Here is a 24,800-nt window from a genome sequence, read left to right as displayed (position 1 = left end):
AAAAAGAAACATGTTTCAAGATAATCCGCTCCTTGCTCAACTCAAGCAACAAATCCAAGAGAACTTGCCTAAGAAAGAAGGCACGATAAAAGCCACTGAAAAAGGCTTCGGCTTTTTAGAAGTTGACAGCAAGAACAGCTTCTTTATTCCGCCTCCGTATATGAAGAAATGCCTACACGGAGATAAAGTGGTGGCCATCATTCGCACCGAGAATGAGAAAGAAGTGGCTGAGCCTCAAGAGCTGCTTGAGCCTTCATTAACTCGCTTCATTGGCCGTGTAAAGCTGTACAAAGGTAAGCTGAATGTCACGCCTGATAACCCACAACTAAAAAGGCAATCGCTGAAAGCCAAGGTGCAAAAAGGATTAAACCCTGAACATTTCTCTGAAGGTGATTGGGTTGTTGCACAGCTTATTAACCATCCACTGAAAGACGATAGCGGTTTTATGGTTGAAATCACCCATAAAATTACGGATGCCAACGATAAGATTGCACCTTGGTGGGTGACTTTAGCTGAAAATGACCTGCCTAACAGTGAGCCGGCTGGTATTGAACATTGGCAGCTCAAAGATGATGCCGACCTACAACGCATCGATATGACCCACCTTCCTTTCGTGACCATCGATGGGGCATCAACTAAAGATATGGATGATGCACTGTTCGCCCAAAGAACCGAGAACGGTGACTTCACATTAACCATTGCCATTGCAGACCCAACCGCATACATCACGCCAGATGACGAGATGGACAGTGTCGCGCGTGAGCGGGGTTTCACTATTTATCTCCCTGGCCGCAATATCCCAATGTTGCCACGTGATTTAGCCGATGATTTGTGTTCGTTGATGGAAAATGAAGTTCGCCCTGCCCTTTGCTGTACCGTAACAGTGACTAAAGAAGGTGTGATTGGCGATGACATTACCTTTTTTGCGGCCAACATTAAATCGCATGCTCGATTGGTTTATGATCATGTATCAGATTGGTTAGAGACGGGCACTTCTGCCGATTGGCAACCAAGTGACCAAATCGCTTCCGTTGTGCGTGATTTGTATGATTTTTCATTAGCGCGCGCACAATGGCGCGAAACATACGCGGTCGTGTTTCCTGATCACCCTGATTATCGATTTGAACTGAGTGAAGACAACGACGTAGTGGCAATTCATGCGGATCTTCGCCGTAGTGCTAACCGTCTTGTTGAGGAAGCGATGATAACCGCGAATATCTGTGCGGGAAAAACGCTCAAAGCGCATTTTGGCCAAGGCGTGTTCAATACGCACGCGGGGTTCAAACCCGAAAAAATTGCCGATGTTGTCGAATTAGTCAACCCAACGGGTGAGCTTGAATACACTGCCGATAACTTAGCGACTCTAGAAGGCTTTGCCTCTTTACGTCGCTGGTTATGTAAGCAAGAGACCCGCTATCTGGATAATCGTATCCGCAAGTATCAAGCTTACAGTGAAATAGGAAACCAACCTCTTCCGCATTACGCAATGGGTTTGGATATCTATGCCACTTGGACTTCTCCTATCCGTAAATATGGCGATATGATCAACCATCGTATGTTGAAAGCACATATTTTAAACAAAGAGCCCGTACAAACACCGGATGGAACCGTTGGTGAAGAGTTGGCACTACACCGCAAACACCACAAAATGGCCGAACGTAACGTAGGCGACTGGCTCTATGCTAGAACGCTAGTAAACGAACCGAGCAAAGGCACCCGTTTTACGGCTGAAATTTTTGATATCAATCGAGCTGGCATGCGCGTACGTCTTTTGGAAAATGGCGCAGCCGCATTCATTCCTGGTTCTTTAATCTTAGACAACAAAGAACGTATTGAATGTAATGCGGAAAGTGGAACGCTGCTTGTCGATAAAGAAGTCGTCTTTAAGCTCGGTGATACGCTCGAAGTCGTGCTCGCAGAAGTGAATATGGAAAACCGCAGTCTGATTGCAAAACCGACTCAGGTTTTCGAACCGTTACCTATACCTTCAGAAGCTAATACCACTATCCAAGGGGAGTGATTTTAGCAGCATAGACATTTCTATCAGGCATTCTTCGGAGTGCCTTTTTATTGCTTATTGATCACCAAAAGTAAGATTTAGGATCTTTTTCAATTTCGCGGATCAACGCCGTCAAATCCGTTGTTTTAGGGAGAAAAGGATACGGCAACCAATCTTCAATTTCTTTATCGGGATCCGTATTGGGAATATACAGCGCCCATTTAGCTTCTTCCCAAATCACTTTCGCCACGATACTTGAATAGTCGCAATGCGTTGAATCTAATTTGTAATGGTGTTTGATGAAGTGCACACCGTTAACGATCGGCTCAAAACAGGATTTGCCTAATTCAACAGACACACTTTGGTTACGATTATGGCAAACAAGCTCTGCTCTTCGTTCTAGTTGACGTTGCAACAAATTCACTACCGCCATTTTACCCTCGCTCAAACACGGCTTCCTGACATCTCGACTATAGCTGACTTCGCTTATCTCTGATATGAAAAACCGTAAGGCTACAAACCACTTACCTTTGTGGTTCACAAAAGTGTCATCTATACGACATATTATGGTGGCTCAATTTTTCTAAATAACCATATTGGAGCCACTATGTTTCGAGTCGCGCTTGCTACACTGCTTTCAACTTTGCTACATACCCAGTTTGTCTTCGCAAGCGAAGTTAATATTTCTGGCTCGACCTCGGTCGCTAGGATCATGGAAGTATTCGCCGAGGACTACAATACCGCACACCCTGAAACTTATATCGCGGTTCAAGCCGTAGGTTCGAGTGCTGGCATCACATTACTGAAAAAAGGTGTCGCAGATATCGCTATGAGCTCGCGCTACCTCACAGAAAGTGAGCAAGATGAGACGATGAGCACCCTACCGATTGCCTATGATGGGTTGGCTGTTGTAATCAATCGCTTAAACAGTATTGAAAATCTGACTCGTGAGCAGTTATTTGAGATTTATAAAGGGAAAATAACCAACTGGAAACAAGTCGGTGGTGCTGATCAAAAAATCGCAGTTGTGACCAGAGAAGCATCATCAGGTTCCCGCTATAGCTTTGAAAGCTTATTAGGCCTGACTCGTGTGATTAATGATCGCTTAGTGTCAGACATCAGTTCCAATAACTTAGTGGTCAATAGCAATAGTATGGTTAAAACACTGATTAACCATAACCCTCAAGCGATCGGTTTCATCTCTACGGGATCGGTAGATAAATCGATTAAAGCGATAAAATTTGAGGGAGTAGAAGCCACTGCAAAAAATATTGTCACTCATGAATATAAACTTTCTATGCCATTTTTAGTGGTCTATTACCCTGAAAAAATCACTAAAGAGACTCAAGCTTTCATTGCATCTTTAAAGTCAGCGGAAGCAAAGGCTCGCATAGAAGAATATGGTTATATTCCTTTGAAAAACAAATAAACACAAAAAAGGAGAGTGATCGACTCTCCTGTTTCTATGTCATTTTTCTAAAGTTAAAAATGGAGTTGGATCACTGACACCACGACACAGCCCGGGCGACGAATACCTTCAATCTCAACTTTAATTTCTCTCTCGATCTCCAAACCTTTTTTGATTGGCGTAACTTTCAATAGAGTACTAATCGCTCTTACTCGGTTTCCTGATTTCACTGGATACGGGAAACGAACTTCATTTAACCCGATATTCACCACCATTTTTGCGGTCGGAAATATTGGTTTGTCAGGATCAACGCTATCCGTCAATTTAGGTAACAAGGCCAAGGTCAAAAAGCCGTGCGCAATTGTGGTCCTAAATGGAGAATCAACTTCCGCTTTTTGAGGGTCGGTATGAATCCACTGCATATCCTCAGTTACTTGACCAAACTGGTTAATGCGCTCTTGATCAACCACCAGCCATTTACCCGTATGAATAACTTCACCAATCTGAGTCTGGAGCTGTTTATACAGACGTTGCGCTTCAGGTTTGAGTATCAAGGGTTCGGCAATAGGAGCATCTTCATTCACTGCTGGTTGGTGAAAATCTCTAACCCAAGAAAACAACTGGCGACTGTTTGTTTTATGTAGAAGCTCGCCCCAGTACTCACGTACTGAAGGTGATACCCACTGCATAAGCTCAGAGGAGTACTTGTTCATTGAATCGCCACGATGCTTAAAAAGATTCTCGACTTTCATCTAAACCTCGGTGATTAGTTAGAATGCCCTTGGATTGAGGTAATTTTGAAGTACTTCACACTTAGCTGCAAACACTTTCGAGCGTACAACCGTTCCCTGAAACACACAAATTACATATAAATCAATCAAATAAAAATAAAACACCATTTTATTAGATAACTAGGTTGTAGAGTATATAGCTCATAAAATCAAGGGAAGCGGTAAAAACAGTGCTTTACTGTAACTGAAAACGTTATTGCGGTTAGCCAAACCGAGTCGATGACTCAACTTATTGCTTTACAATATTATGGTGGCTATCTATTATGCGCACCATACGGAGAGATGGCTGAGTGGTTTAAAGCACCGGTCTTGAAAACCGGCGATGGTTAATAGCTATCCTAGGGTTCAAATCCCTATCTCTCCGCCAAATATCAAGAAAAAGCCTTTGATTATCAGAGGCTTTTTCTATTTATAGCATTTGGAAACTTTAGATGATTAAAAACTCATGTGTCTGGAAGATGCAATCATGTTTGGTCATCGCCTCTTCCTCAATACATCAAGAACGAATCACACGAATACCGATAGGTAAGAAGACATAGCCCGCGCACTATGCATTTCAATCAACCGTAGAAGAGACCGAAGCCAGCAAATCTGTTGGGCTGGTCCAAGTATAAACCCACTCTTTAATATCTTGCCCACAGGGAGACCGCCATAAACGCTCTCCTTTAGGTCGACCAGCTAAGTAGTCGTAAAATTCGATGGCTTGCTTATTGTCTGCCATCACTTCCAAATACACACCGCTATTAGGGAAATACTGCTCAAACCATGCCGCCATCTCTTGAATCAACTGGCGACCAATCCCCCTTCCTCGATAATTTTCATCAATGTGCAGAGACTCGATAATGCTGCCTTTGTCAAAATCGTGGTTACCAAAGGCGCAGATAAACCCACACAGCAGCCCCCCCTCTTCAATCAGTAGGACATGTTGATTAAATGGTGGATTGATTAAGCGAGTTTGCCAAATCAGTAAACGGTCTTCTAGAACGTCGTTATCAAGGTACTCTTTGCCTAATATGCCTTGGTAGTGAGTTCGCCAACTTTGAGCGTGTAGCTGAGCAATTCTTTCAAAATCGCAATATTCAGCTGCTTTTATTTCCATATTCTAGTCCTTATTACTTCCTGTAAGGATTAACATCGTCTTTCATACTATTCGGTTCAAATAGAAAAGCAAAATATACTAGTCACAATCCCTTAAAAGAATCATTAAACCTCTTTGACTTACAGTTGTTCGCTGATATTCTAGCGAACAACTGTAAGCTCAAGGACTTTAATCATGGAATCGGCATCAAAACCACCACTTATTTGGATAAACATCGTCATTTTTAGCTTCAGCTTGGGCTTAGCGACGATTGCAGCCCCTTTGTATGGATGGCAATTTGGCTACGGCATGGAGCATTGGCTTTGGTTGATGATTTGTTTTTCCTTTTGCAACCTTTCCATTACCGCGGGCTATCACCGTTTATGGTCACATAAAGCCTATGAAGCACATTGGGCACTGAGATTATTGTTTGCATTAGGTGGGGCGTTTGCACTGCAAAACAGTGCGCTACATTGGTCTTCTGATCACCGAGTTCATCACAAGCATGTAGACAATAATGACAAAGATCCTTATTCAGCCAAACGTGGATTCTGGTTTTCACACATAGGTTGGATGCTGCGTCACTACAATAAAACCACGTACGATGACTACTCCAACTGCCGTGACCTGCAAAAAGATAAGATCGTCATGTGGCAGCATAAGTATTATGTGCCTTTGGCACTCGCAATGAACTTGGGCGTTCCTCTGATCCTTGGTTTTATTTATCACGATATACTGGGCATGTTACTGATCGTGGGTGCGCTGCGTTTAGTGCTCAATCATCACACGACATTTTTCATCAATTCGCTGGCTCATATATGGGGTAGCCAGCCTTATACTGATAAAAATACAGCCCGCGATAACGGTATTTTGGCTTTCTTCACTTTTGGCGAGGGCTACCACAATTATCACCATATTTTTGAAAACGATTATCGTAATGGGATTTATTGGTGGCAATACGACCCAACAAAATGGCTGATCAAGCTGTGCTCGTGGCTTGGGTTGGCTGGTAAACTGCGCACTTCGCCTCCCCTTAAGGTAGAAAAAGCGAAAGCGTTAATGGCATTAAGCCATGCGCAAAAACAGATCGCCGCGTTACCCAATCAGCAACTCGTTATGGCCAGCATACAACGTGAATTTGACGCTTTAGTCATGCAGTTGCAAGAGTATTATGAATTAAAGAAACAGCTGATCGAAAGTAAAAAAAACAATATGGTTCGTAGATATGAACACTCCCTATTGATGCTGCGCTATCGACAAGTGAAGCAACAATTAGCACTACAAAAATCCAATTGGCAGCTTATTGTGCGTCAGTACTCCTAAATTCATACTTTACAGATTTGATGAAGCCATGCCTTAAGTGGCTTCATTTTTCTTAGCTTAAATTATCCCCCCCTCTAACAGAACTTCTAGCCGCATATTTGCTAAATGAATAGTTAGAACGACTAAAACATATTCAAAGTTAAAGAATTTTCAACTAGGTTATCAATTGATAATTTTATTGTTTTAGATCATCTAAAGCTCAACTTGCTCTCGTGCTACAGCATTCTTTTCGGTAAATTCCTTGTCATAAATTGATACACGTTTTTGCAATATTGTTCATAATTTCAGGAGACTTAAATGCTAGAGCTTTTAATTGGCTTGGCGGTAACAGTAGCGGTGGGTTATTTCATTGTTAAAGGTTACAAGCCAGCCGGTGTGTTACTCACCGCAGGTATCGTTTTACTGCTATTAACTGGTGCACTTGGCTATTCAGTGCTGCCAGCCAAAGTACCCTCAACCGGTAACACAGTAACGGATGCACTCGAATTCGTGAAATACATGTTGCGTTACAGTGGTGGCGGTTTAGGCATGCAAATTATGTTGCTGTGTGGTTTTGCTTCGTACATGACACACATCAGCGCCAACAATGTGGTTGTAAAACAGTTTTCTAAACCTCTTTCGGTTATTACATCCCCTTATATCTTGCTGGTTGCTGCTTACATTGTGGCGTGTTTGATGTCTTTAGCGGTGAGCTCAGCAACGGGTCTTGGCGTACTGTTGATGGCCACTTTATTTCCGATGATGGTAGCGATGGGGATCTCTCGTCCGGCCGCAGTTGCGGTATGTGCATCTCCTGCTGCGATCATCCTTTCCCCGACATCCGGTGATGTGGTTATTGCGGCGGAAAAATCAGGCCTACCTTTACACGTTTTTGCCGTGGAAACGGTTCTTCCTGTTTCGATCTGCGCCATTATCGTCATGGCGATCGCGGCCTTCTTCTGGAACAAGTATCTCGATAAGAAAGATAATACACCGATGGAAAAAATCGATGTTTCCGCCATCGAAGTAAAAGCACCGGCTTACTATGCGGCTCTTCCATTCTTACCTATTGTGGGTGTGTTCTTATTCAACGGAGAAACCATTCAAGGTTTGAGCCTTGATATTTACACCATTGTGGTCGGATCCATCTTCATCGGTGCATTGGTTGACTTCGTGACGAAGCGTTTTAAAGGAAAAGAGACGTTAGAAGATCTAGAATCGTGCTACGCAGGCATGGCCGAAGCATTCAAAGGCGTGGTCATGTTGTTGGTTGCTGCGGGCGTATTCGCACAAGGTTTGATGTCGATTGGGGCGATTGATAACCTGCTTCATCTTGCAGAAACCGCAGGCGCAGGCGGCATAGCCTTGATGCTGATTTTGACAGGCCTTACCGTAGCAGCCGCTATTGCGACGGGTTCAGGCAACGCTCCGTTCTACGCCTTTGTTGAGTTAGCGCCATCGTTGGCGGCTAAATTGGGCGTGAATCCAGCCTTTCTCATTATCCCGATGCTGCAAGCTTCAAACCTTGGGCGCACCATTTCACCAGTATCAGGCGTCGTTGTAGCAACAGCTGGTATGGGCCATATCAGTCCATTTGAAGTGGTAAAACGCACTTCCGTTCCTGTCATCCTCGGTTTAATCACTGTCATTATTGGTACAGTAATCCTTGTACCGATGACAGCATAACGTTGACAAACAATCAGGGCGTTCAACAGGACGCCCTTTTTTTCAAACCGCTATTTCCAAATAGGTGTTATTTACTCTCGCTATAGCGTTCCAAGTATAAAATCGTTGCTGCCGTGCGCGATGGGACGCGTAGCTTCTTCAGTAAACTCTTCATGTGCACCTTTACTGTCGACTCAGAAATGAACAAACGATCCGCAATTTGTTTATTCCGATACCCTTTCGCGACCTCTTTTAAAATCTGAGTTTCACGGTCGGTTAATGCCTCAAAAAGATCTTCATGCGTATGACGTTCGGCGAGGTACTGAGTAACAAACTCGCTGTACGCTTTTACACCCGTTGCGGCCTGTCTAAGCAGTTCCACCAGCTCATCTGGTTCTGTATCTTTAAGAAGGTAACCATCAGCCCCCGCTTTCACCATAGCTTCAATATCGAGCGCACTGTCTGATACGGTTAAAATAACGATGGTAGCGGTTGATTCATCGGCACGAAGCGCTGTTAACGTATCGAGCCCTGACATGCCTTTCATATTCAAATCAAGCAGAATGAGATCCGGCTCGATATCATGCGCCAAAGCAATGGCTTCACTGCCGTTACAAGCTTCAGCAACCACTTCAAAGTCATCTTCAAAACTCAATAGCTGGTTGATACCACGTCTCATCAAAGGATGGTCATCTACCAGCATTACTCTACATCTCGTCAAAATTTGTATCCTTTGAACGTTTATATTTCAATATAACTTCACACCCAGCATTGGGTGCGGAGGTTACTGACACTGCGCCATGCAGCCGCGCCGCTCTTTCTTGCATAATGCTTAATCCATAGTGATTGAGCCTAGCACGCTGTTGATCAAAGCCAACCCCATCGTCTTTGACCGTCACCATCACCTGATCGTCTAATTCATCACAGTTGACTTGAATGGCATTAGCTTGAGCGTGTTTGATAGCATTGATAGTCGCTTCTCGGATCAATTGCAGTAAATGCACTTGTTGATGCGCATCTAAATCAATCGATGACAAATTATTATTAAGCACTATCTCCGCCGTAGTTTGCTCGCCAAGTTCCTCTAGCATGCCCTTAAGCGCTTGACCAAAATTGCCTTCTTTAATCGTTAGCCTAAAGGTGGTTAATAACTCTCTTAACTGGGTGTAAGCGCCCGACAAACCTTGATCAATATCTAAAATGATTTGCTCTTTTTTCTCTGCAGCGTGCGGGGTCTCTGCTCGGCCAATCACGCGTTTTAGTAATGATACTTGTATCTTCAGATACGAAAGCGATTGAGCCAACGAATCATGCAGTTCCCGAGCGATGGTGGCGCGTTCTTCCATCAAGATCAACTGTTCGGCTTGTTTCTGTGCTTGATTATAATAAATGGCACGCGACAATATTTGTACGAAGTTATCAATCAAGGCGCTATTTGGACAAGGCAAGCTGTATTGCAGATACAAGTAACCCAGTTGCATCCCATCTAAGCTCAGCAAAAGCGGTGAAAGGGAGAATCCATTGCTCTCACCTTCGGATAAGCGCGTACTTTTACCCGCGTCATCACCAATTTCTAACTGGGCAAATGTGACCCCTTCAATGGTGACCAAGTGTTGCAAAATCGCTTGAAAATTATCTTGGCTAATGCGCGATGCGGTTAACTCTTGCGAGCAGTCATACAACACTTGCAGTGCTTGGTTGGCATTTTGCAACTTATGGGTTTTCTCATTCACCGCTTGCTCCAAACCGAGGTACAGCTTACCAAGGTCGGTGGCCATTTTATTAAACGTGCGGGTTAAGATCCCCATTTCATTATGGCTGGTGACATTGAGCGATACATCGAATGAACGGTTTTGGATCTGCTCACTGGCGGTCACTAGCGAACGCAATGGCCCCACCACTTCCTTACGAATAAAATGCACCACAAACAATGAGATACACAACACACCACCCAACCCCATGCCGCCAAACCAAGCCAGTTGGATCAGCTTTTGTTCTGAGAAGTGCTGCAACTTAAAGACAAAACGGTCGATTTGGCTGACAAATTTCGCTACCTCATCAAGATAGCGGTCTTTGTTCTCGCTATTTAACAAGCTTTTCAGTTCGTGCCAACGAATGATCAACTGATAATAATCTTTGGTGATGTCGTTTGGCACAGGCCAACGCTGCAATGCTTTCATTGATGGTGAATAAAGCGAACGTTCAAAAAGATAAATGTGAGATGAATAATCCACCGAGTTACTTTGAATATCATGTGCCAATCGATAGCTTTGCATACGCATTGAACCAGCAACGTTCACCGCTTCCGCATCATTGAGTGAGGAAGCGAGTGTAAAAATGGCGTACCCTGTGATGGCAACCGATAACAGTAAAATCGACACCATGGCTTTGGCAATGGTGCTGGTGACCGACTGTTTGGATCGTTTTCTCAAAACATCTCTCCGTGAACCTCTCCTTGCCTATTGTATCTGATTGGGCGCCGCTGTCGTTAAAGCCATTCAATATGTGATCACTCGCGCTTGAATTTATTGATCTAAAACAACATGACTAGCCAATTACCTCCTTGGGGGTATTTATAGAAATAGGACAAAAACTACAATTTGTGTATGGATAAATGAAGATTTGTTAACAAATACAGGAATGCACTTTGGTTGATCTCTCGAAAAGGCGTTTTTTTTCTCGTAATCAGGTCGATGACACCATTGTCCGCTTGCCTTGGATTGCTCACCCCCTCTCCTTTTCAGATGAGTGCACTCGCTGCGGCCGCTGCCTAGACGCGTGCGAAACAAAGATCATCACTTTAGGTGATGGCGGCTTCCCAACCATAGATTTTCATATTGATGAGTGCACCTTTTGTTATCAGTGCGCGCAAAGCTGCCCAGAGCCAATTTTCGCACCGCGCTCAACACAACCGTGGCTGGCTAAAGCAAAGCTCGAAGAAAGCTGCTTGGCTAAACGCAATGTGGAGTGTCGTAGCTGCGCTGAGTCATGTGAAGTCAGCGCTATAACGTTCAATTTAGTGATCGGAAAAGTGGCGCAACCGAATGTCGATATTGATGCCTGTAACGGATGTGGCGCGTGCGTTTCCATCTGTCCAACCTCAGCCATCCGTGTGAGCAATATTAATAATAATGAGAGATAAACATGTCACTCAATGAAGTACATATTTCAAGTTTGATCGTTCACGTCGTACCTGAACATTTAGCAGCGCTCAAAGCGACAATCGAATCGTTTGAGAACGCCGAAGTGTATGGCCAAAGCAACGAAGGGAAAATGATCGTCGTTTTGGAAACGGAAAATCAAGGCTTCGTTACTGACACCATCGATGCGATTAACAACTTACCACATGTTCTCAGCACCGCTTTGGTTTATCACCAAATAGAAAGTGGGCTGGATGACACGGATACCAACACTGGAACACAACATTCCCACATTGAGGATGACGTATGAAAATGACAAGACGCGCGTTTGTGAAAGCAAACGCAGCCGCATCCGCAGCCGCTATCGCTGGTATTACTCTACCCGCCAGCGCTACAAACTTGATTGCCAGCTCAGACCAAACAAAAATCACTTGGGATAAAGCGCCTTGTCGTTTCTGCGGTACGGGCTGTTCAGTATTAATCGGTACTCAAAACGGCAAAGTGGTTGCCACACAAGGTGACCCTGAAGCGCCTGTTAACAAAGGGTTGAACTGTATTAAAGGCTACTTCCTTTCAAAAATCATGTATGGCAAAGATCGCTTAACACAACCACTGCTGCGCATGAAAGATGGCCAATACCATAAAGATGGAGAGTTCACGCCAGTGTCGTGGGATCAGGCTTTCGATGTGATGGCTGAAAAGTGGAAACAAGCTCTAAAAGCGAAAGGGCCAACCAGTGTTGGCATGTTCGGTTCAGGCCAATGGACCGTGATGGAAGGTTATGCCGCCGTTAAACTGATGAAAGCGGGTTTTCGCTCTAATAATATTGATCCGAACGCTCGCCACTGCATGGCTTCAGCCGTTGTTGGATTTATGCGCACCTTTGGTATTGATGAACCGATGGGCTGCTATGATGATTTTGAACACGCTGATGCCTTTGTGCTTTGGGGTTCAAACATGGCCGAAATGCACCCGGTTCTTTGGACTCGTATTACCGATCGTCGTTTAAGTCACCCACACGTTAAAGTAAATGTCCTTTCGACTTATTATCATCGTTCGTTTGAGCTGGCCGACCACGGTTACATTTTCCACCCACAAAGTGACCTTGCCATCGCCAACTTCATCGCCAACTACATTATTCAAAACGATGCGGTGAACTGGGATTTCGTCAACAAACACACTCATTTCAAACAAGCGACAACAGATATTGGTTACGGTCTGCGTGACGAGCACCCACTGCAAGTTAAAGCGAAAAATGCCAACTCCGGTGATGTGACTGCGATTGACTTTGAAGCTTATAAAGCCTCTGTTGCACCTTATACGGTTGAAAAAGCCGCGCAAATGTCAGGCGTTGCCGAAGATAAACTGATCGCGCTTGCAAAACAGTACGCTGACCCTAACACCAAAGTGATGTCACTGTGGACTATGGGCATGAACCAACACACTCGCGGTGTTTGGATGCAAAGCTTGGTCTACAACCTGCACTTACTGACGGGCAAAATTGCCACACCTGGCAACAGTCCATTTTCATTAACAGGCCAACCATCCGCTTGCGGCACAGCACGTGAAGTCGGAACCTTTTCTCACCGCTTGCCTGCTGACATGGTGGTGGCAAACCCCAAACATCGCGCGATTGCTGAAAAAACATGGAAGCTTCCGCAAGGCACCATTCCTGAAAAACCGGGCTTTCACGCCGTACAGCAAGACCGAATGCTCAAAGATGGCAAACTCAACGCTTATTGGGTGCAGTGTAATAACAACATGCAAGCGGGCCCGAATATTAACGAAGAACGTTTACCGGGTTACCGCAACCCAGAAAACTTTATCGTCGTGTCTGACCCGTATCCAACAGCCACAGCGCAAGCGGCCGACTTAGTGCTCCCTACCGCAATGTGGGTGGAAAAAGAAGGCGCTTACGGCAATGCTGAACGCCGCACTCAAGCTTGGTATCAACAAGTTGGTACTGTGGGCGAAGCAAAATCAGACTCATGGCAAGTGATGGAGTTCTCTAAGCGCTTCAAAATGGAAGAAGTGTGGACAGAAGAATTGCTCGCCAAAGCGCCACAATATCGCGGTAAAACCCTGTTTGATGTGCTGTTCAGAAACGGACAGGTTGACCAATTCCCGCTTGAAGAAGCGCGTGAACTGAACGATGACGCACATCACTTCGGTTTCTATGTACAAAAAGGGTTATTTGAAGAGTACGCCAGCTTCGGACGCGGTCACGGCCACGACTTAGCTCCTTATGATACCTACCATAACGTTCGCGGCTTACGTTGGCCGGTTGTGGATGGCAAAGAAACGTTATGGCGCTTTAAAGAAGGCTCTGACCCTTATGCGAAAAAAGGATCTGATTGGGATTTCTACGGCAAACCGGATGGTAAAGCGTGGATCATCTCCGCTCCTTATGAAGCGCCGCCGGAATCACCTGATGCCGAATTTGATATGTGGCTGTGTACGGGCCGCGTGTTAGAACACTGGCACACCGGCACTATGACGCGGCGCGTGCCTGAACTTTATAAAGCCGTACCCGATGCGCTCTGTTACATCCACCCAGATGACGCCAAAGCGCGTGGGTTACGACGTGGTGATGAAGTATTGATTTCCAACAAACGCGGCGAAGTTCGTGTTCGTGTGGAAACGCGCGGCCGAAATCGTCCACCGCATGGTTTGGTCTTTATCCCATTCTTTGATGCTCGCATTTTGATTAACAAGCTGATTTTAGATGCTACGGACCCACTGTCGAAGCAGACAGACTTCAAAAAATGTCCGGTAAAAATCACTAAAGTAGCGTAAGCCAGTTAATGAATGCATCGGCTGCCCTGTGGGAGCCGATCTCAGAATGAGCCATTAGGCGGAGAATTTAAGATGAAAAAACTACTGATCGCCCTTTTATCTTTTGGGGCTTTATTTGGCCAAACGGTACAGGCGGAACTGAATAGCCCCGGCGGAAACGGTGGGCTGGAATCGCTGCGTGGCGCAACGCAACTTGAAGAGACTCGTCCTGCAGACGACTTTAAGAAGTACCCAAGAGATCAAGCGCTTGAAAGCGAATACGTCTATCAGCCACCTTTGATCCCGCATAACATTCGTGGCTACGAAGTGTCGCTAAACGCCAATAAGTGCCTTGCTTGCCACAGTTGGAAAAATGCCAAAGAGATGGGCGCAACCAAAATCAGCGTGACCCACTATGTTAACCGTGAAGATGCGGTGCTCGCTGACGTCTCACCGCGCCGTTACTTCTGTTTACAGTGCCATGTACCGCAAGCCATTGCGAAGCCTTTGGTGGAAAATGAGTTCAAATCCGTTGATTCACTTCGCTAATCGTAGCCAGATAATAACTTAAGAGGCTATTTATGAAATTATTAAAAGCGTTTTGGAAAAGGCTCACAAGCCCAAGTAAAGCGGCCGTTGGCATCGTATTGTTCATGGGGTTTGCAGGTGGTCTGCTATTTTGGGGCGCATTTAACACCGGTATGGAAGCAACAAACTCAGAAGAATTCTGCTCAGGCTGTCATGCACCGATTGTGGCAGAGATCCAAGAGACGATTCACTATTCTAACCGTTCCGGCGTACGTGCTATCTGCTCTGATTGTCATGTTCCCCATGAGTGGACAGACAAGATTATCCGCAAAGTGCAAGCATCCAAAGAGTTGTTTGCTCATGTGATATTAGGCACCATTAGCACACCCGAAAAGTTTCAAGCACGTCGAGCACATCTCGCGGAGCGTGAGTGGTCACGATTGAAAAATAATGACTCATTAGAGTGTCGTAACTGCCATGAGTTCGAATACATGGATTTTTCAGAGCAAGGTCCACGCAGTGCCAAACAGCATTCAACCGCCCTTGCTAGTGGTGAAAAAACCTGTGTCGATTGCCATAAAGGTATTGCACATAAACTGCCAGACATGCAAGGCGTTGAAGGCTGGCAATAGGAGAATTAACACATGAGTACATTAGAATCGGTGATTTGGCATATTCTTGGTTACAGCGCGATGCCTGTTATTATCTTCGGCGGCTTTGCGGTGGTTGCCGCCGTTTCACTTTGGTTGCTGTCACTGAGTAAAGATAAAGAACTATAAATCACACTTCCTACCGTAATTTATAGTCAACTCCCAATAAAAATCCGCCTGTGCATAAGGCGGATTTTTTACTTCACTTTAAATGACATGCGCAGAAATACTAAGGCGCGGAATCCACCACTACAGGCAAGTAATGTTTAGGTTCAAGTTTCAACCACTCTGGTAACACAGTCCCGATTGAAATTGAAGACCAAGTTCCAGAAATAATACCGATGAACATTGCAATGGCAAACCCTTCAAGCGGCTCCCCGCCCATTAACCACAATGCGGAAACGGTGAGTAATGTCGTACCCGAAGTCACCATAGTGCGTGAGAACGTCGCAATCACGGCTTGGTCGGTAATCTCTTTGGTTGGCGTACTTTGCTTAGCCACGAGCAGTTCACGAATACGGTCGGCAATGATAATGGAGTCGTTCAATGAATAACCCAATACCGCCAGTACCGCCGCAAACACGGTTAGGTTGAACTCCATCTGTGTCAGAGCAAAGAAACCGAGCACTAAAATAACGTCATGCAGCAAGGCCAATAACGAGCCGCTCGCTAAACGCCATTCAAAGCGGAAACACAAGTAACCTAAGATACACAGTAAGCAGATCATCAACGCTAAACTACCTTGCTCCACCAGATCTTGTCCCACTTGCGAGCCGACCATACTGTTGCTCACCACCGTCACATGTTCAGAGACGTCGCTGAGCAAAGTTGGAATGTTAGGGGTCTCTTGATCGCTTTCAGGAAGAGCGTAGCGGATAACCCAACGTCCTTCTTCACCTGCTTTGGTGAGCATCGTTGAATCTCCTAATGTAGGTTTCAACGCTTGCAGTAACTCTTTGTTGGTGAGGGTTTTATCGACCGTGACTTCGGTGACCATCCCACCGGTAAAATCCAAACCCATGTTAAGGCCTTTCACACCAAACGCCACTAACGAGATCAGCATCAATGTCACAGAAAGTACGCTCGTGATGTAACGAATTGGACGAATATGGTTTTTCAAATAATCAATCATGTTTATACCCTTACATCACGACGAGCATCTCGTCCCCAAATAAGATTGATAACCGCACGCGAAGCAAACACACCGCTGAACATACTGGTCATAATGCCGAGCCCTAAAGTCAGCGCAAAGCCTTGGATTGGACCATTACCGATCGAATACAGAATCACGGCGGTGATCATAGTGGTGACGTTGGCGTCAAGAATAGTACTAAAGGCGCTACTGAAGCCTGTATCAATCGCTTGGGCGAAATTACGCCCTTCCGCAATTTTGTCTTTGATACGTTCAAAAATCAGTACGTTAGTATCGACAGCCATACCGACCGTCAAAACCAGACCTGCAATCCCCGGCAAGGTCAGCACAGCACCCGGCAATAAGGCAATCAGACCAATGAGACACACCATGTTAAACAGCAACGCCGCGTTCGCCACCCAGCCCAAACGGCGATACCAAAGCGCCATAAAAGTCAGCGTTAATGCCATACCTAAGGCTAATGCGGCAAAACCATTTTGAATATTTTCTGCGCCCAATGAAGCGCCGATGGTACGCTCCTCTACGATAGTCACAGGCGCGGTTAATGAACCAGCACGCAGCAATAAAGCCAGCTGCTGTGCTTCTTCCATCGAACCTGCACCAGTGATTCTAAATTGGCTACCCAGCTGCGATTGAATGGTCGCAACACTGATCACTTTTTCGCTACGCTCTGTTTCGCCACGAGCATTGGTGGTGTATTCACGGTACACGGTCGCCATCGGCTTACCGATATGCTTGGATGAAAAATCACTCATGATTTTGCCACCAGCGTGGTCAAGCGAGATGTTGACCTCAGACATTCCCACTTGGTCAATACCTGCGCGCGCATTAACAATGTGATCGCCGGTTAATACAGGGCGTTTAGTAAGTACAACATTGCGGCCATTTTCATCTTTTAGCACAATGTCTTGCGACGTAAACGCTTCGCTGGGTGATTTCGCCTCATAAAAAGCAAGGCTCGCCGTCGCACCAATCACGTTTTTCGCTTGTGATGGGTCTTGCACGCCCGGTAATTCGATACGAATGCTGTGTTCACCTTGGCGCTGAACCATGGCTTCAGTGATGCCTAGCTCTTCAATGCGATCACGCATAATCTTGAGGTTCTGTTGCAGCGTCGTTGATTGGAAATCGACTCGATTCTGTTTTGAAGGCTTGATCAACAGTTGATCAGAAGAGCGTTGGATATCCCACCCTGAATAAGTCTCTTTAAGAAATGCATTGATTTTATTGAGATCTTCCGCTGAATTGCTCATTACTTTGAAGCCATCAATACCTTCAGAGCTAACTTTCACGCTGCGAAGACGCTCGTCACGCAGCTTATCTTTCACGGTATCGATCATGCTGTCACGTTGCTCTTGGAACGCTTTATCCACGTCAACGTTCAGCAAAAATTGCACACCACCACGCAGGTCCAATCCTAGTTTAATCGGGTTAAAACCTAAATTTGTCAACCATGTTGGTGCAACCGAAACGTAAGAGAACGTAATACTGTCTTCTTTTTCAATCATGCCATCGAGTAATTCTCTGGCGTGCGTTTGCTGGACTTCCTCAGCAAAGACTAAGGTCGTTTTCCCACCTTGCTGCTGTATGTTTTGTACCGCAATATCGTTTTTTTCGAGTAGATGAGTTAATTCCACGACTGAATTAAGCGTCTCATTTTTAGAGGAGACTTGCAGTTGAATAGACGGCTGTTCGCCGTACCAGGTGGGTATAGCGCTCAAGGCAAGCACAACCAAAGTGGCGGCCAATACGATATACTTCCACGCAGAATAGTGATTAATAAGACGTGCTGACGCCTTTTTATTTTGTGTTTTTTTCATACCAATCCTCTCAGCAAAGCTGAGTTGTTATTACTTTAAATAAACAAGTTAAATGAACAAGCGAGTGACTTTGTCACTTGATATAAAGTAAGAGGGATCAGTACTGGCTATTTAACGCCACATACATGGCATTCGTTTCTTTCCAACCAGAAATTCTGTGGTTAGAACTATAGGGGCGAGCTTGCCATGCCGCCAACTCAGCGACAGGAAAAAGATAAAGCCTAAAGGGAGCGACGGTGACGTCGTAATTGGGTGTGTTATCGACAAAAGTGGGGCCATCGTATTCAACGACTCGGGAAGTTACCCCCCAACGAGACGCGGTGACGATTGCAGCAGAAGTGTCTGAGTGAAGCGATTTTGATACGGGTGGAGCCGTTTGTTTATCTTGTTGATCAGAGATAGGTTGTTGAATAGCAATAGCTTGAGGCAATGTTTGCTGATGAACAATCGCCGTGAGCGAGGTTTTTTCACCATGTTGTAGGATAACTTTACGTTCAGCGTGGCTGTGCGTTTCACTCTCAATTAAATAGCCGAACGCTTGCGAAGGCAGAACCACCGCAAAAAGCGTAAACCAGACATATTTAATAAAGTGCCAATGCATGAAAAAATCATTCCTCTCAACTCAAGCAGGCATCATATTCCTGACAACCATAAGCCTCAAGTAAAAAGATCTAAATGCTCTTATCACTTTAGCTAATGAGAAGCGTAAAATATTTCTTTGCTTTGTATATCAAAGTAAATTTTGTTGGCTAACTTGCGGCCACCACAATACACAAAATAAACCTCACGTTCTTGATATTTGAGCGACTTTACCCAGCCACCAAGCTCTTCAAAATCTTCTGGTACGCAGGTTTCATTTTTCAGCAACTCATTGGTTTTCTGCACAAAAGCCGTTTCATAGAGTTTAAAATCATCCGAATTCGCAATGTACTGCGTGACCGTTTTACGGCGCTCCTCTGCTGTGATCAGCGGGGCTTGTTCCACTAAACCATCCAAAGGTATCCACTCCGCGACTTCAGGCCCGTTTTCCTCATAGACAAAATAATCGGTAATACGGCCAAAACCCGATTTACGTTCCAAGATTTTCACCTTATCACCACGGTATAGAACCCGCTCAACAAACGCTTGTGCATCGGGCTTTTCTCTTACTCCGAGCCTTGCTAAATCGACATATAAATCATTAACAAGCGGTTTTGGTGGCAAGGCCGTTTTAGGAGCCGTCTCAGTGGTTGGCACTTGCTCTTCATCGTTCGAACTCGACGAATCGGCCTGCAGTGCTTCTTGCTCAGGAAGATAATAAAGAAAGTAATAGCCAGCCCCCGAGCCCGCCAGCCCAAGCAGCAATAATAGAAACATCAGCATTTTTTTCATCTTGCTGCTCATTCCTTTCTTGTTGTGCGCAACCTTATTCGGCGCGGCACGCTTTAATTGTTCGTTAATTATAGTTGAAATCTCCGAATGTCATTTTTACTCACTATTCGAACCAATAGCGATACTAACGACAGCCTAATCCTGAACTTGATGCTATGCGTCAATCTTCTGCAAAATCAGTCCCTTTTATTGGGTGAAGCTCCCACTATCATCATGAACCATATCATTATCAAGCTCATGAATCGTACCGATACGACAGCGCTTTTCTGGAGCTAGTTTTTCATATTCGGTGAGATAAATATCGCTATGTATATGCTCTGCAATCATTTTGACCAACAGACGATTATTAGAATACAGACCCAACGCTTCTTGACGATGAGAAAACATTACTGCTTGTTTCATATCCACAACCAACATAAAACGATGCGAGGGATAACGTTGCTCCTGCTGGTCGGAGCGAGAATATAGCTCCACTTTAGGATGTGGTACCGATAATTTATTAAAGGAAAAGGTAATGACTCGAACACCTCTTTCGATAGCATCACAAATTTCTTTTTCTAATAGCTCTAGATGAAAGTCAGTATTTAGGTACACCTCCACCTGCGCGAGTGCCAGCATCTCTCTCGCTTTTTGAATGAGGTTTTCAAAACCCGTCACGTTATAAATAAACTCTTTCTCCTCTTGGAGCATCATGCGCGATAGCTCTTTTTTAAGGATCTGAATATTGTCGATCGTCTGTCTTTCTATTTGGCTGAAAATGAGTTCGGGCGATTTTGCTTCATACTCTTTTGTGTCTCCATCCGACATAAAAATACAACCATTTTTGTATAAATTATCGATTGAAGAATAAACCGATGAGCGGGACAAAGAGATATCTTTGGCAATCTTATAGCCGCTTGATCGACCATTTTTAAGTAAATTGATGTAAACCAATGCGTCTGTCTTAGTAAATCCAAACCCCATCAATTTCGTTACCAGTTCAGTCACAGGTTCTCCTCGCTTTTTATTCACAGTTGAATTCCTAAATGTACCTACACCATTTGAGGCTGCCGATAGCTAACAAGTGAAAAAAGATCACGAGCAAACCCAACGAAAAACCTCAAATTGGATAGGTATAGAGATTATCACTCCTTACGCAGTGAATGTAGACGAATCTATTGAGATTCAGGGTGAACTAAGCTTATCGCCACCAAGCCTAAGCGGTGCATAAGCCCAAGATGTTAAAACCGAAAGCGGTTAAATGCATAAGCTGCTCTTGCCACATAAACGAAATAGCACTATCACTGTTATTAATAAAAAACGTTTGCTCACCTCGGGAATAGGCCAACACGGAAGGATGCTCGACGGTATGCCAATTAAGTGAAGGTTCATTCCAGTGTGGATGATTTTTACGCAATTCAATGAGCCACTGAATAAAGGCTTTGAAATCGAGATCTTGTTCAGATTCATCCCAAATCATACACTTCCGATTATCTTCTCTACCCATACCTTTACGCCCATCCATCCCTACTTCTCCACCATAGTAAATACAAGGTGAACCAACCTGTGTGAACATGAATAAATAGGCTAGCTTAGCTTTATGCTTATCATTGGCACATAAGCTAAGTAAACGAGTCGTATCATGACTTTCTAGTAAATTAAACATCACTTCGTTGACGTTTTTAGGATACGCAAGATATGAACGAGTCACTGCATACATGAAGGTTTCTTTATCATAAGCCTGCAGTGCAAAATAATCCGTAGTGGCCTGAGTCAGTGGGTAATTCATTAAAGAATCGTATTGATCGCCACGTAACCAAGGCATACCCTCGTGCCAAATCTCGCCCAAAATGTAGCAATCAGGTTTTATGCTTTTCACCGTACGACGAAAATCTCGCCAAAACTCATGATCGACTTCGTTTGCAACGTCTAAGCGCCAACCATCAATGTCAAATTCTTCAACCCAATGTCGTGCCACACTCAACAGATACTGGCGACATTGTTCGTTTTCGGTATTCAATTTGGGCATTTCGATCACATTGCCAAACGTTTCGTAATTGAAATCCCAAAAATCCCACTCTTCTTTCGGCGTATCTGGATAGACTGGGAAGCGGTTAATCCAAAACCAATCTGCGTAACGCGACAGAGCTCCATTTTTCACCACATCCAGCCAAAATGGGTGCTGATCACCAATGTGGTTAAACACTGCATCTAACATCACTTTCATATTGCGGCGATGTGCTTCTTTAACCAAAGCCCGAAATGCCTCATTACCACCAAAATGTGGATCCACATTAAAATAATCAACAGTGTCGTATTTGTGATTCGCATTGGCAGTAAATACTGGACAAAAATACAACCCATTCACCCCCAGTTCTTGGAGATAATCCAGTTTTTCAATCACACCCCATAGGTCGCCCCCCATAAAGTTATGCGAACTAGGCTGGCTACCCCACGGCTGAACATCGAAAGGAGAAATATCCGGCATTCCATTATGGAAACGTTCAGGAAAAATTTGATACCAAATAGTTTCTTTGACCCAATTTGGCGTGCATAACACATCTCGCGGATTAAGGTACGGAAAACAGAAAAAATTGCTCAAGTTACTTAATTCCATTTCCGCAATATTAGGATCACGGATATCAACACATCGCTTTTCTCCAAACAGCAGTTTTTCACCTTCACGACCATGAAGAATGAAGCCATAACGACTTCGACGTTTCGGTGGCTGAAACTGCGCAAACCAATGGTCGTGATACTCAGTTTGTCCCTCAAATAACATAGGCACCGTGTTACCGCCAACCCAACCATGTGCATCACTGCCGCCTAGGTTACCGCCGTCTAAACCACCTTCAGCCCAGTGATATGGATCACCGATCCACAAGGAAACATTATCCACCTCTCCTTTGGCCGTACGGAAACGAATATGTAAAGTTGCATTGTCATAAGCGTAGCTATCTGCACTCTTTGCGGAATGCATCAGTGAACTTTTTGTGATCATACTAAATGTACCTAAGAATTATTCTTTTACCGCACCGCTAACAAGGCCCGTGGTGATGTGTTTTTGAGTTACTACGAAAAGCAACGTGATAGGTATCGCTACCAATAAAGATCCTGCGGCAAACAGCGTAAAGTTCTCGGCTGAGTTTGATGAAATCCAACTGAAGATCCCAATGGCTAAGGTCATTTTTTCTTCACTACGCAAAATCAACGTCGGCAGAATGAAATCCATCCAAGGACCGGTGAATGATACCAAAGCAACAAATACTAAAATGGGGCGGGCTAATGGTAGAATAATTTCTAGAAAAATCGTCATATGCCCTGCTCCATCAATTTTTGCCGCTTCATCTAATGAGGTTGGTAACGCATCAAAATACCCTTTCACGAGCCAAGTCATAAATGGTAACGACCCGGTTACATACACAAACAGTAAGCCTGCGTAGGTGTCAATTAAGTTCATTTTTGATAATAGAATGTAAATTGCCGTCATCGATAAAAATGCGGGGAACATTTGCAGCACTAAAATCCCCATCATCACATTACGTTTACCTTTAAATCGATAACGCGAAAAAACATAAGCCGTCATGGTGACAACAATGAGTGAAATTCCCATATTGGCGGTGGCTAATATCAACGTATTGATATACCAATCTAAATAAGGTGTATCAGTAAATAACGCACGATAATGGTCCAGCGTAAACGTAATATCACTAAATGAGGTACTAAAGAGATTATTGCCACGCTTAAACGATGCGAGGATAGTCCAGGCAACCGGCCCTAACACTAACAAAGCATTCAGTAACAAGAACAGATAGACCAATAGCGTCCCTAATTTTTCAGCAAGTCGATTCATCGTTACATCCCCACATCATCTTTAAAGGATTTCATTCTGCGGAACTGCCAAATAGCAATTACGGACAGGAACAGGAAGATTACAATCGAAATAACAGAAGCAATCTGGTATTGCTGGAAGTCCAAGGTCAATTTGTAAATCCAAGTGATCAAAATATCGGTATGTCCAGCAAAACGGTATTCAGGATTGATCGGACCGCCTTCAGTCAACAAGAATATCGCTCCAAAATTATTGAAGTTATGAGCAAATGTCATGACTAGTGAGGGGGCGACTTGGTGCAATACCATCGGCAACGTTATCTCTTGAAACTGCTGGAGTTTACTTGCCCCATCGACTTCACTGGCTTCATAGAGATCACGAGGAATGTTGGTCAATGCCCCAGCAATCAACAGCATAAAATAAGGTGCCCCAACCCAGACACTGACGGCAATTACTGTTATCTTGGCAGTAAATGGATCAGATAAAAATGCAATAGAATCGACTCCCCAACTATTTAAAGTGGCGTTTACCGGGCCAATTCCATTCAGTAATAAGCGAAACATTAGTAAGGTAACAAATGCGGGAATGGCATAAGGGAGAATAAAGACAAACCGCCAGAGTTTTTTCGCTTGAATGTTCCGATTCTCTAAGGCGAGAGCGAGCAAGAAACCAAAACCGCAAGTACAAATTGTTGCAGTGACTGCCCATCCAACCGTCCATAAAGCAACACCAAAAAATGTATTTGACCAAATTTTCAGCTCAAACAGTGTCCAAAAATTTCTTAACCCTACCCAGTCCACTAAATTCTTAGGGGGGATATGATGAGGTGCTGAATAGTTCGTAAAGGAAACCAGTACCGTAATTGCAATAGGTAGAATAATAAACGCAATAGTCACTATCAAAGCGGGAGAAAGTACGATGAATGCAAAATGTTTATTATAAATGGATTGAATTTGCCCACGAATATTCAGCTTACACAATGCACAAGATTGGGCATCTTTGACGTTCAGAATATAGGTAGTTATGAAACAGAGCATAAGAATGACTGCAATAACACCTTCCACCAACATATGAATGGAGTTATCACCTTGGATAACTTGAAAACCTTGCCGAACTTGTACCACATCGCCTAAAGAAACCAAGCCTTTGAGCGCCAAAATAAGGTTAGGTAGCGCAAACAAAAACAACACATTAACCGTAAAAAGAAAGATGCCTTTCACCCAATGTTTATGAACAAGTTGCGTTGTACCCATGATCAACATTGAGCTGAGGAAATGGAGTCTATTTTGAGTTTTGGCTAACAACATGC

At 44.3% G+C, this 24,800-nt stretch carries 23 protein-coding genes and 1 tRNA gene; 11 read left to right on the top strand and 13 right to left on the bottom strand.

Annotated features, from left to right (window positions below; genetic code table 11):
• Positions 1-10: 10 nt before the first annotated feature.
• Positions 11-2,020, top strand: a complete 2,010-nt coding sequence (gene rnb, locus AACQ79_RS18250; RefSeq protein WP_170899502.1) for an exoribonuclease II — start codon at positions 11-13, stop codon at positions 2,018-2,020.
• Between the two features lie 61 nt (positions 2,021-2,081).
• Here the strand turns inward: rnb and AACQ79_RS18245 are convergent, their stop codons facing one another.
• Positions 2,082-2,432 (bottom strand): DUF3024 domain-containing protein, encoded by a 351-nt coding sequence (locus AACQ79_RS18245; RefSeq protein WP_026027345.1) that lies wholly within the window; start codon positions 2,430-2,432, stop codon positions 2,082-2,084.
• 174 nt (positions 2,433-2,606) lie between these two features.
• Between AACQ79_RS18245 and AACQ79_RS18240 the strand changes: the two genes are divergently transcribed.
• Positions 2,607-3,428 (top strand): phosphate ABC transporter substrate-binding protein, encoded by an 822-nt coding sequence (locus AACQ79_RS18240; protein WP_170899501.1) that lies wholly within the window; start codon positions 2,607-2,609, stop codon positions 3,426-3,428.
• A gap of 53 nt (positions 3,429-3,481) precedes the next feature.
• Here AACQ79_RS18240 and AACQ79_RS18235 read toward each other — a convergent pair whose 3' ends face one another.
• Entirely contained in the window at positions 3,482-4,159 is a 678-nt protein-coding gene (locus tag AACQ79_RS18235; RefSeq protein ID WP_013868538.1) for a MaoC family dehydratase, read from the bottom strand.
• 315 nt (positions 4,160-4,474) lie between these two features.
• Here AACQ79_RS18235 and AACQ79_RS18230 point away from each other — a divergent pair.
• Positions 4,475-4,565, top strand: a tRNA-Ser gene (locus AACQ79_RS18230).
• Positions 4,566-4,754: 189 nt separating this feature from the next.
• On the opposite strand, the gene AACQ79_RS18225 is transcribed toward AACQ79_RS18230, so the two are convergent.
• Positions 4,755-5,297 carry a GNAT family N-acetyltransferase gene (locus AACQ79_RS18225; protein WP_013868537.1) on the bottom strand — a complete coding sequence of 181 codons (543 nt, stop codon included), beginning with the start codon at positions 5,295-5,297 and terminating at the stop codon, positions 4,755-4,757.
• A 174-nt stretch (positions 5,298-5,471) separates the two neighbouring features.
• Between AACQ79_RS18225 and AACQ79_RS18220 the strand changes: the two genes are divergently transcribed.
• Together AACQ79_RS18220 and dcuC are read left to right on the top strand one after the other, a co-directional pair.
• Entirely contained in the window at positions 5,472-6,599 is a 1,128-nt protein-coding gene (locus tag AACQ79_RS18220; RefSeq protein ID WP_017050757.1) for an acyl-CoA desaturase, read from the top strand.
• A 297-nt stretch (positions 6,600-6,896) separates the two neighbouring features.
• Entirely contained in the window at positions 6,897-8,264 is a 1,368-nt protein-coding gene (gene dcuC, locus AACQ79_RS18215; RefSeq protein ID WP_170899500.1) for an anaerobic C4-dicarboxylate transporter DcuC, read from the top strand.
• A 67-nt stretch (positions 8,265-8,331) separates the two neighbouring features.
• Here the strand turns inward: dcuC and AACQ79_RS18210 are convergent, their stop codons facing one another.
• Complete coding sequence (locus AACQ79_RS18210; protein WP_013868534.1) at positions 8,332-8,964, bottom strand: response regulator; 633 nt, start codon at positions 8,962-8,964, stop codon at positions 8,332-8,334.
• Positions 8,951-10,675: a nitrate/nitrite two-component system sensor histidine kinase NarQ gene (narQ, locus tag AACQ79_RS18205; protein WP_094131740.1), complete on the bottom strand. Its 1,725-nt coding sequence runs from the start codon at positions 10,673-10,675 to the stop codon at positions 8,951-8,953. Before narQ ends, AACQ79_RS18210 begins: the two co-directional genes overlap by 14 nt.
• A gap of 215 nt (positions 10,676-10,890) precedes the next feature.
• Between narQ and napF the strand changes: the two genes are divergently transcribed.
• The 6 genes from napF to AACQ79_RS18175 all read left to right on the top strand — a co-directional run bounded on the left by napF (position 10,891) and on the right by AACQ79_RS18175 (position 15,465).
• The gene (gene napF / locus AACQ79_RS18200) at positions 10,891-11,385 is read left to right on the top strand and encodes a ferredoxin-type protein NapF (RefSeq protein ID WP_017045373.1); all 495 of its coding nucleotides are present in this window, start codon (positions 10,891-10,893) and stop codon (positions 11,383-11,385) included.
• 2 nt (positions 11,386-11,387) lie between these two features.
• Positions 11,388-11,693: a chaperone NapD gene (locus AACQ79_RS18195; RefSeq protein ID WP_013868531.1), complete on the top strand. Its 306-nt coding sequence runs from the start codon at positions 11,388-11,390 to the stop codon at positions 11,691-11,693.
• Positions 11,690-14,179, top strand: a complete 2,490-nt coding sequence (napA, locus tag AACQ79_RS18190) for a periplasmic nitrate reductase subunit alpha (RefSeq protein WP_170899499.1) — start codon at positions 11,690-11,692, stop codon at positions 14,177-14,179. Before AACQ79_RS18195 ends, napA begins: the two co-directional genes overlap by 4 nt.
• Positions 14,180-14,251: 72 nt before the next feature.
• A complete protein-coding gene (locus tag AACQ79_RS18185; protein WP_170899498.1) occupies positions 14,252-14,707 on the top strand; it encodes a nitrate reductase cytochrome c-type subunit in 456 nt (151 codons plus the stop codon).
• Between the two features lie 32 nt (positions 14,708-14,739).
• The gene (locus AACQ79_RS18180) at positions 14,740-15,318 is read left to right on the top strand and encodes a NapC/NirT family cytochrome c (RefSeq protein ID WP_017050038.1); all 579 of its coding nucleotides are present in this window, start codon (positions 14,740-14,742) and stop codon (positions 15,316-15,318) included.
• Between the two features lie 12 nt (positions 15,319-15,330).
• Positions 15,331-15,465: a TIGR02808 family protein gene (locus AACQ79_RS18175; RefSeq protein WP_013868527.1), complete on the top strand. Its 135-nt coding sequence runs from the start codon at positions 15,331-15,333 to the stop codon at positions 15,463-15,465.
• Positions 15,466-15,565: 100 nt separating this feature from the next.
• Here AACQ79_RS18175 and secF read toward each other — a convergent pair whose 3' ends face one another.
• The 8 genes from secF to AACQ79_RS18135 all read right to left on the bottom strand — a co-directional run bounded on the left by secF (position 15,566) and on the right by AACQ79_RS18135 (position 24,798).
• Positions 15,566-16,468, bottom strand: coding sequence for a protein translocase subunit SecF (secF, locus tag AACQ79_RS18170; RefSeq protein ID WP_017045371.1), 903 nt, complete (start codon positions 16,466-16,468; stop codon positions 15,566-15,568).
• Positions 16,469-16,470: 2 nt separating this feature from the next.
• On the bottom strand, positions 16,471-18,309 hold the full coding sequence (gene secD / locus AACQ79_RS18165) for a protein translocase subunit SecD (RefSeq protein WP_170899497.1): 1,839 nt from the start codon (positions 18,307-18,309) through the stop codon (positions 16,471-16,473).
• Positions 18,310-18,406: 97 nt separating this feature from the next.
• On the bottom strand, positions 18,407-18,910 hold the full coding sequence (locus AACQ79_RS18160) for a hypothetical protein (RefSeq protein WP_019281633.1): 504 nt from the start codon (positions 18,908-18,910) through the stop codon (positions 18,407-18,409).
• 92 nt (positions 18,911-19,002) lie between these two features.
• Positions 19,003-19,680: an SH3 domain-containing protein gene (locus AACQ79_RS18155; RefSeq protein WP_249339215.1), complete on the bottom strand. Its 678-nt coding sequence runs from the start codon at positions 19,678-19,680 to the stop codon at positions 19,003-19,005.
• A 186-nt stretch (positions 19,681-19,866) separates the two neighbouring features.
• Positions 19,867-20,667: a TrmB family transcriptional regulator gene (locus AACQ79_RS18150; protein WP_029189831.1), complete on the bottom strand. Its 801-nt coding sequence runs from the start codon at positions 20,665-20,667 to the stop codon at positions 19,867-19,869.
• 208 nt (positions 20,668-20,875) lie between these two features.
• A complete protein-coding gene (locus AACQ79_RS18145) occupies positions 20,876-22,660 on the bottom strand; it encodes a glycoside hydrolase family 13 protein (RefSeq protein ID WP_170899495.1) in 1,785 nt (594 codons plus the stop codon).
• An 18-nt stretch (positions 22,661-22,678) separates the two neighbouring features.
• Positions 22,679-23,512, bottom strand: a complete 834-nt coding sequence (locus tag AACQ79_RS18140) for a sugar ABC transporter permease (RefSeq protein WP_013868520.1) — start codon at positions 23,510-23,512, stop codon at positions 22,679-22,681.
• 2 nt (positions 23,513-23,514) lie between these two features.
• A complete protein-coding gene (locus AACQ79_RS18135; RefSeq protein ID WP_047691248.1) occupies positions 23,515-24,798 on the bottom strand; it encodes a carbohydrate ABC transporter permease in 1,284 nt (427 codons plus the stop codon).
• Positions 24,799-24,800: the final 2 nt, after the last annotated feature.

This window comes from Vibrio sp. 3-2(1), from assembly GCF_963887575.1.
Classification (GTDB): Bacteria; Pseudomonadota; Gammaproteobacteria; order Enterobacterales; family Vibrionaceae; genus Vibrio; species Vibrio anguillarum.
Note: the sequence above shows the minus strand (reverse complement) of the source record. Positions and strands in the feature narration are given on the sequence as shown.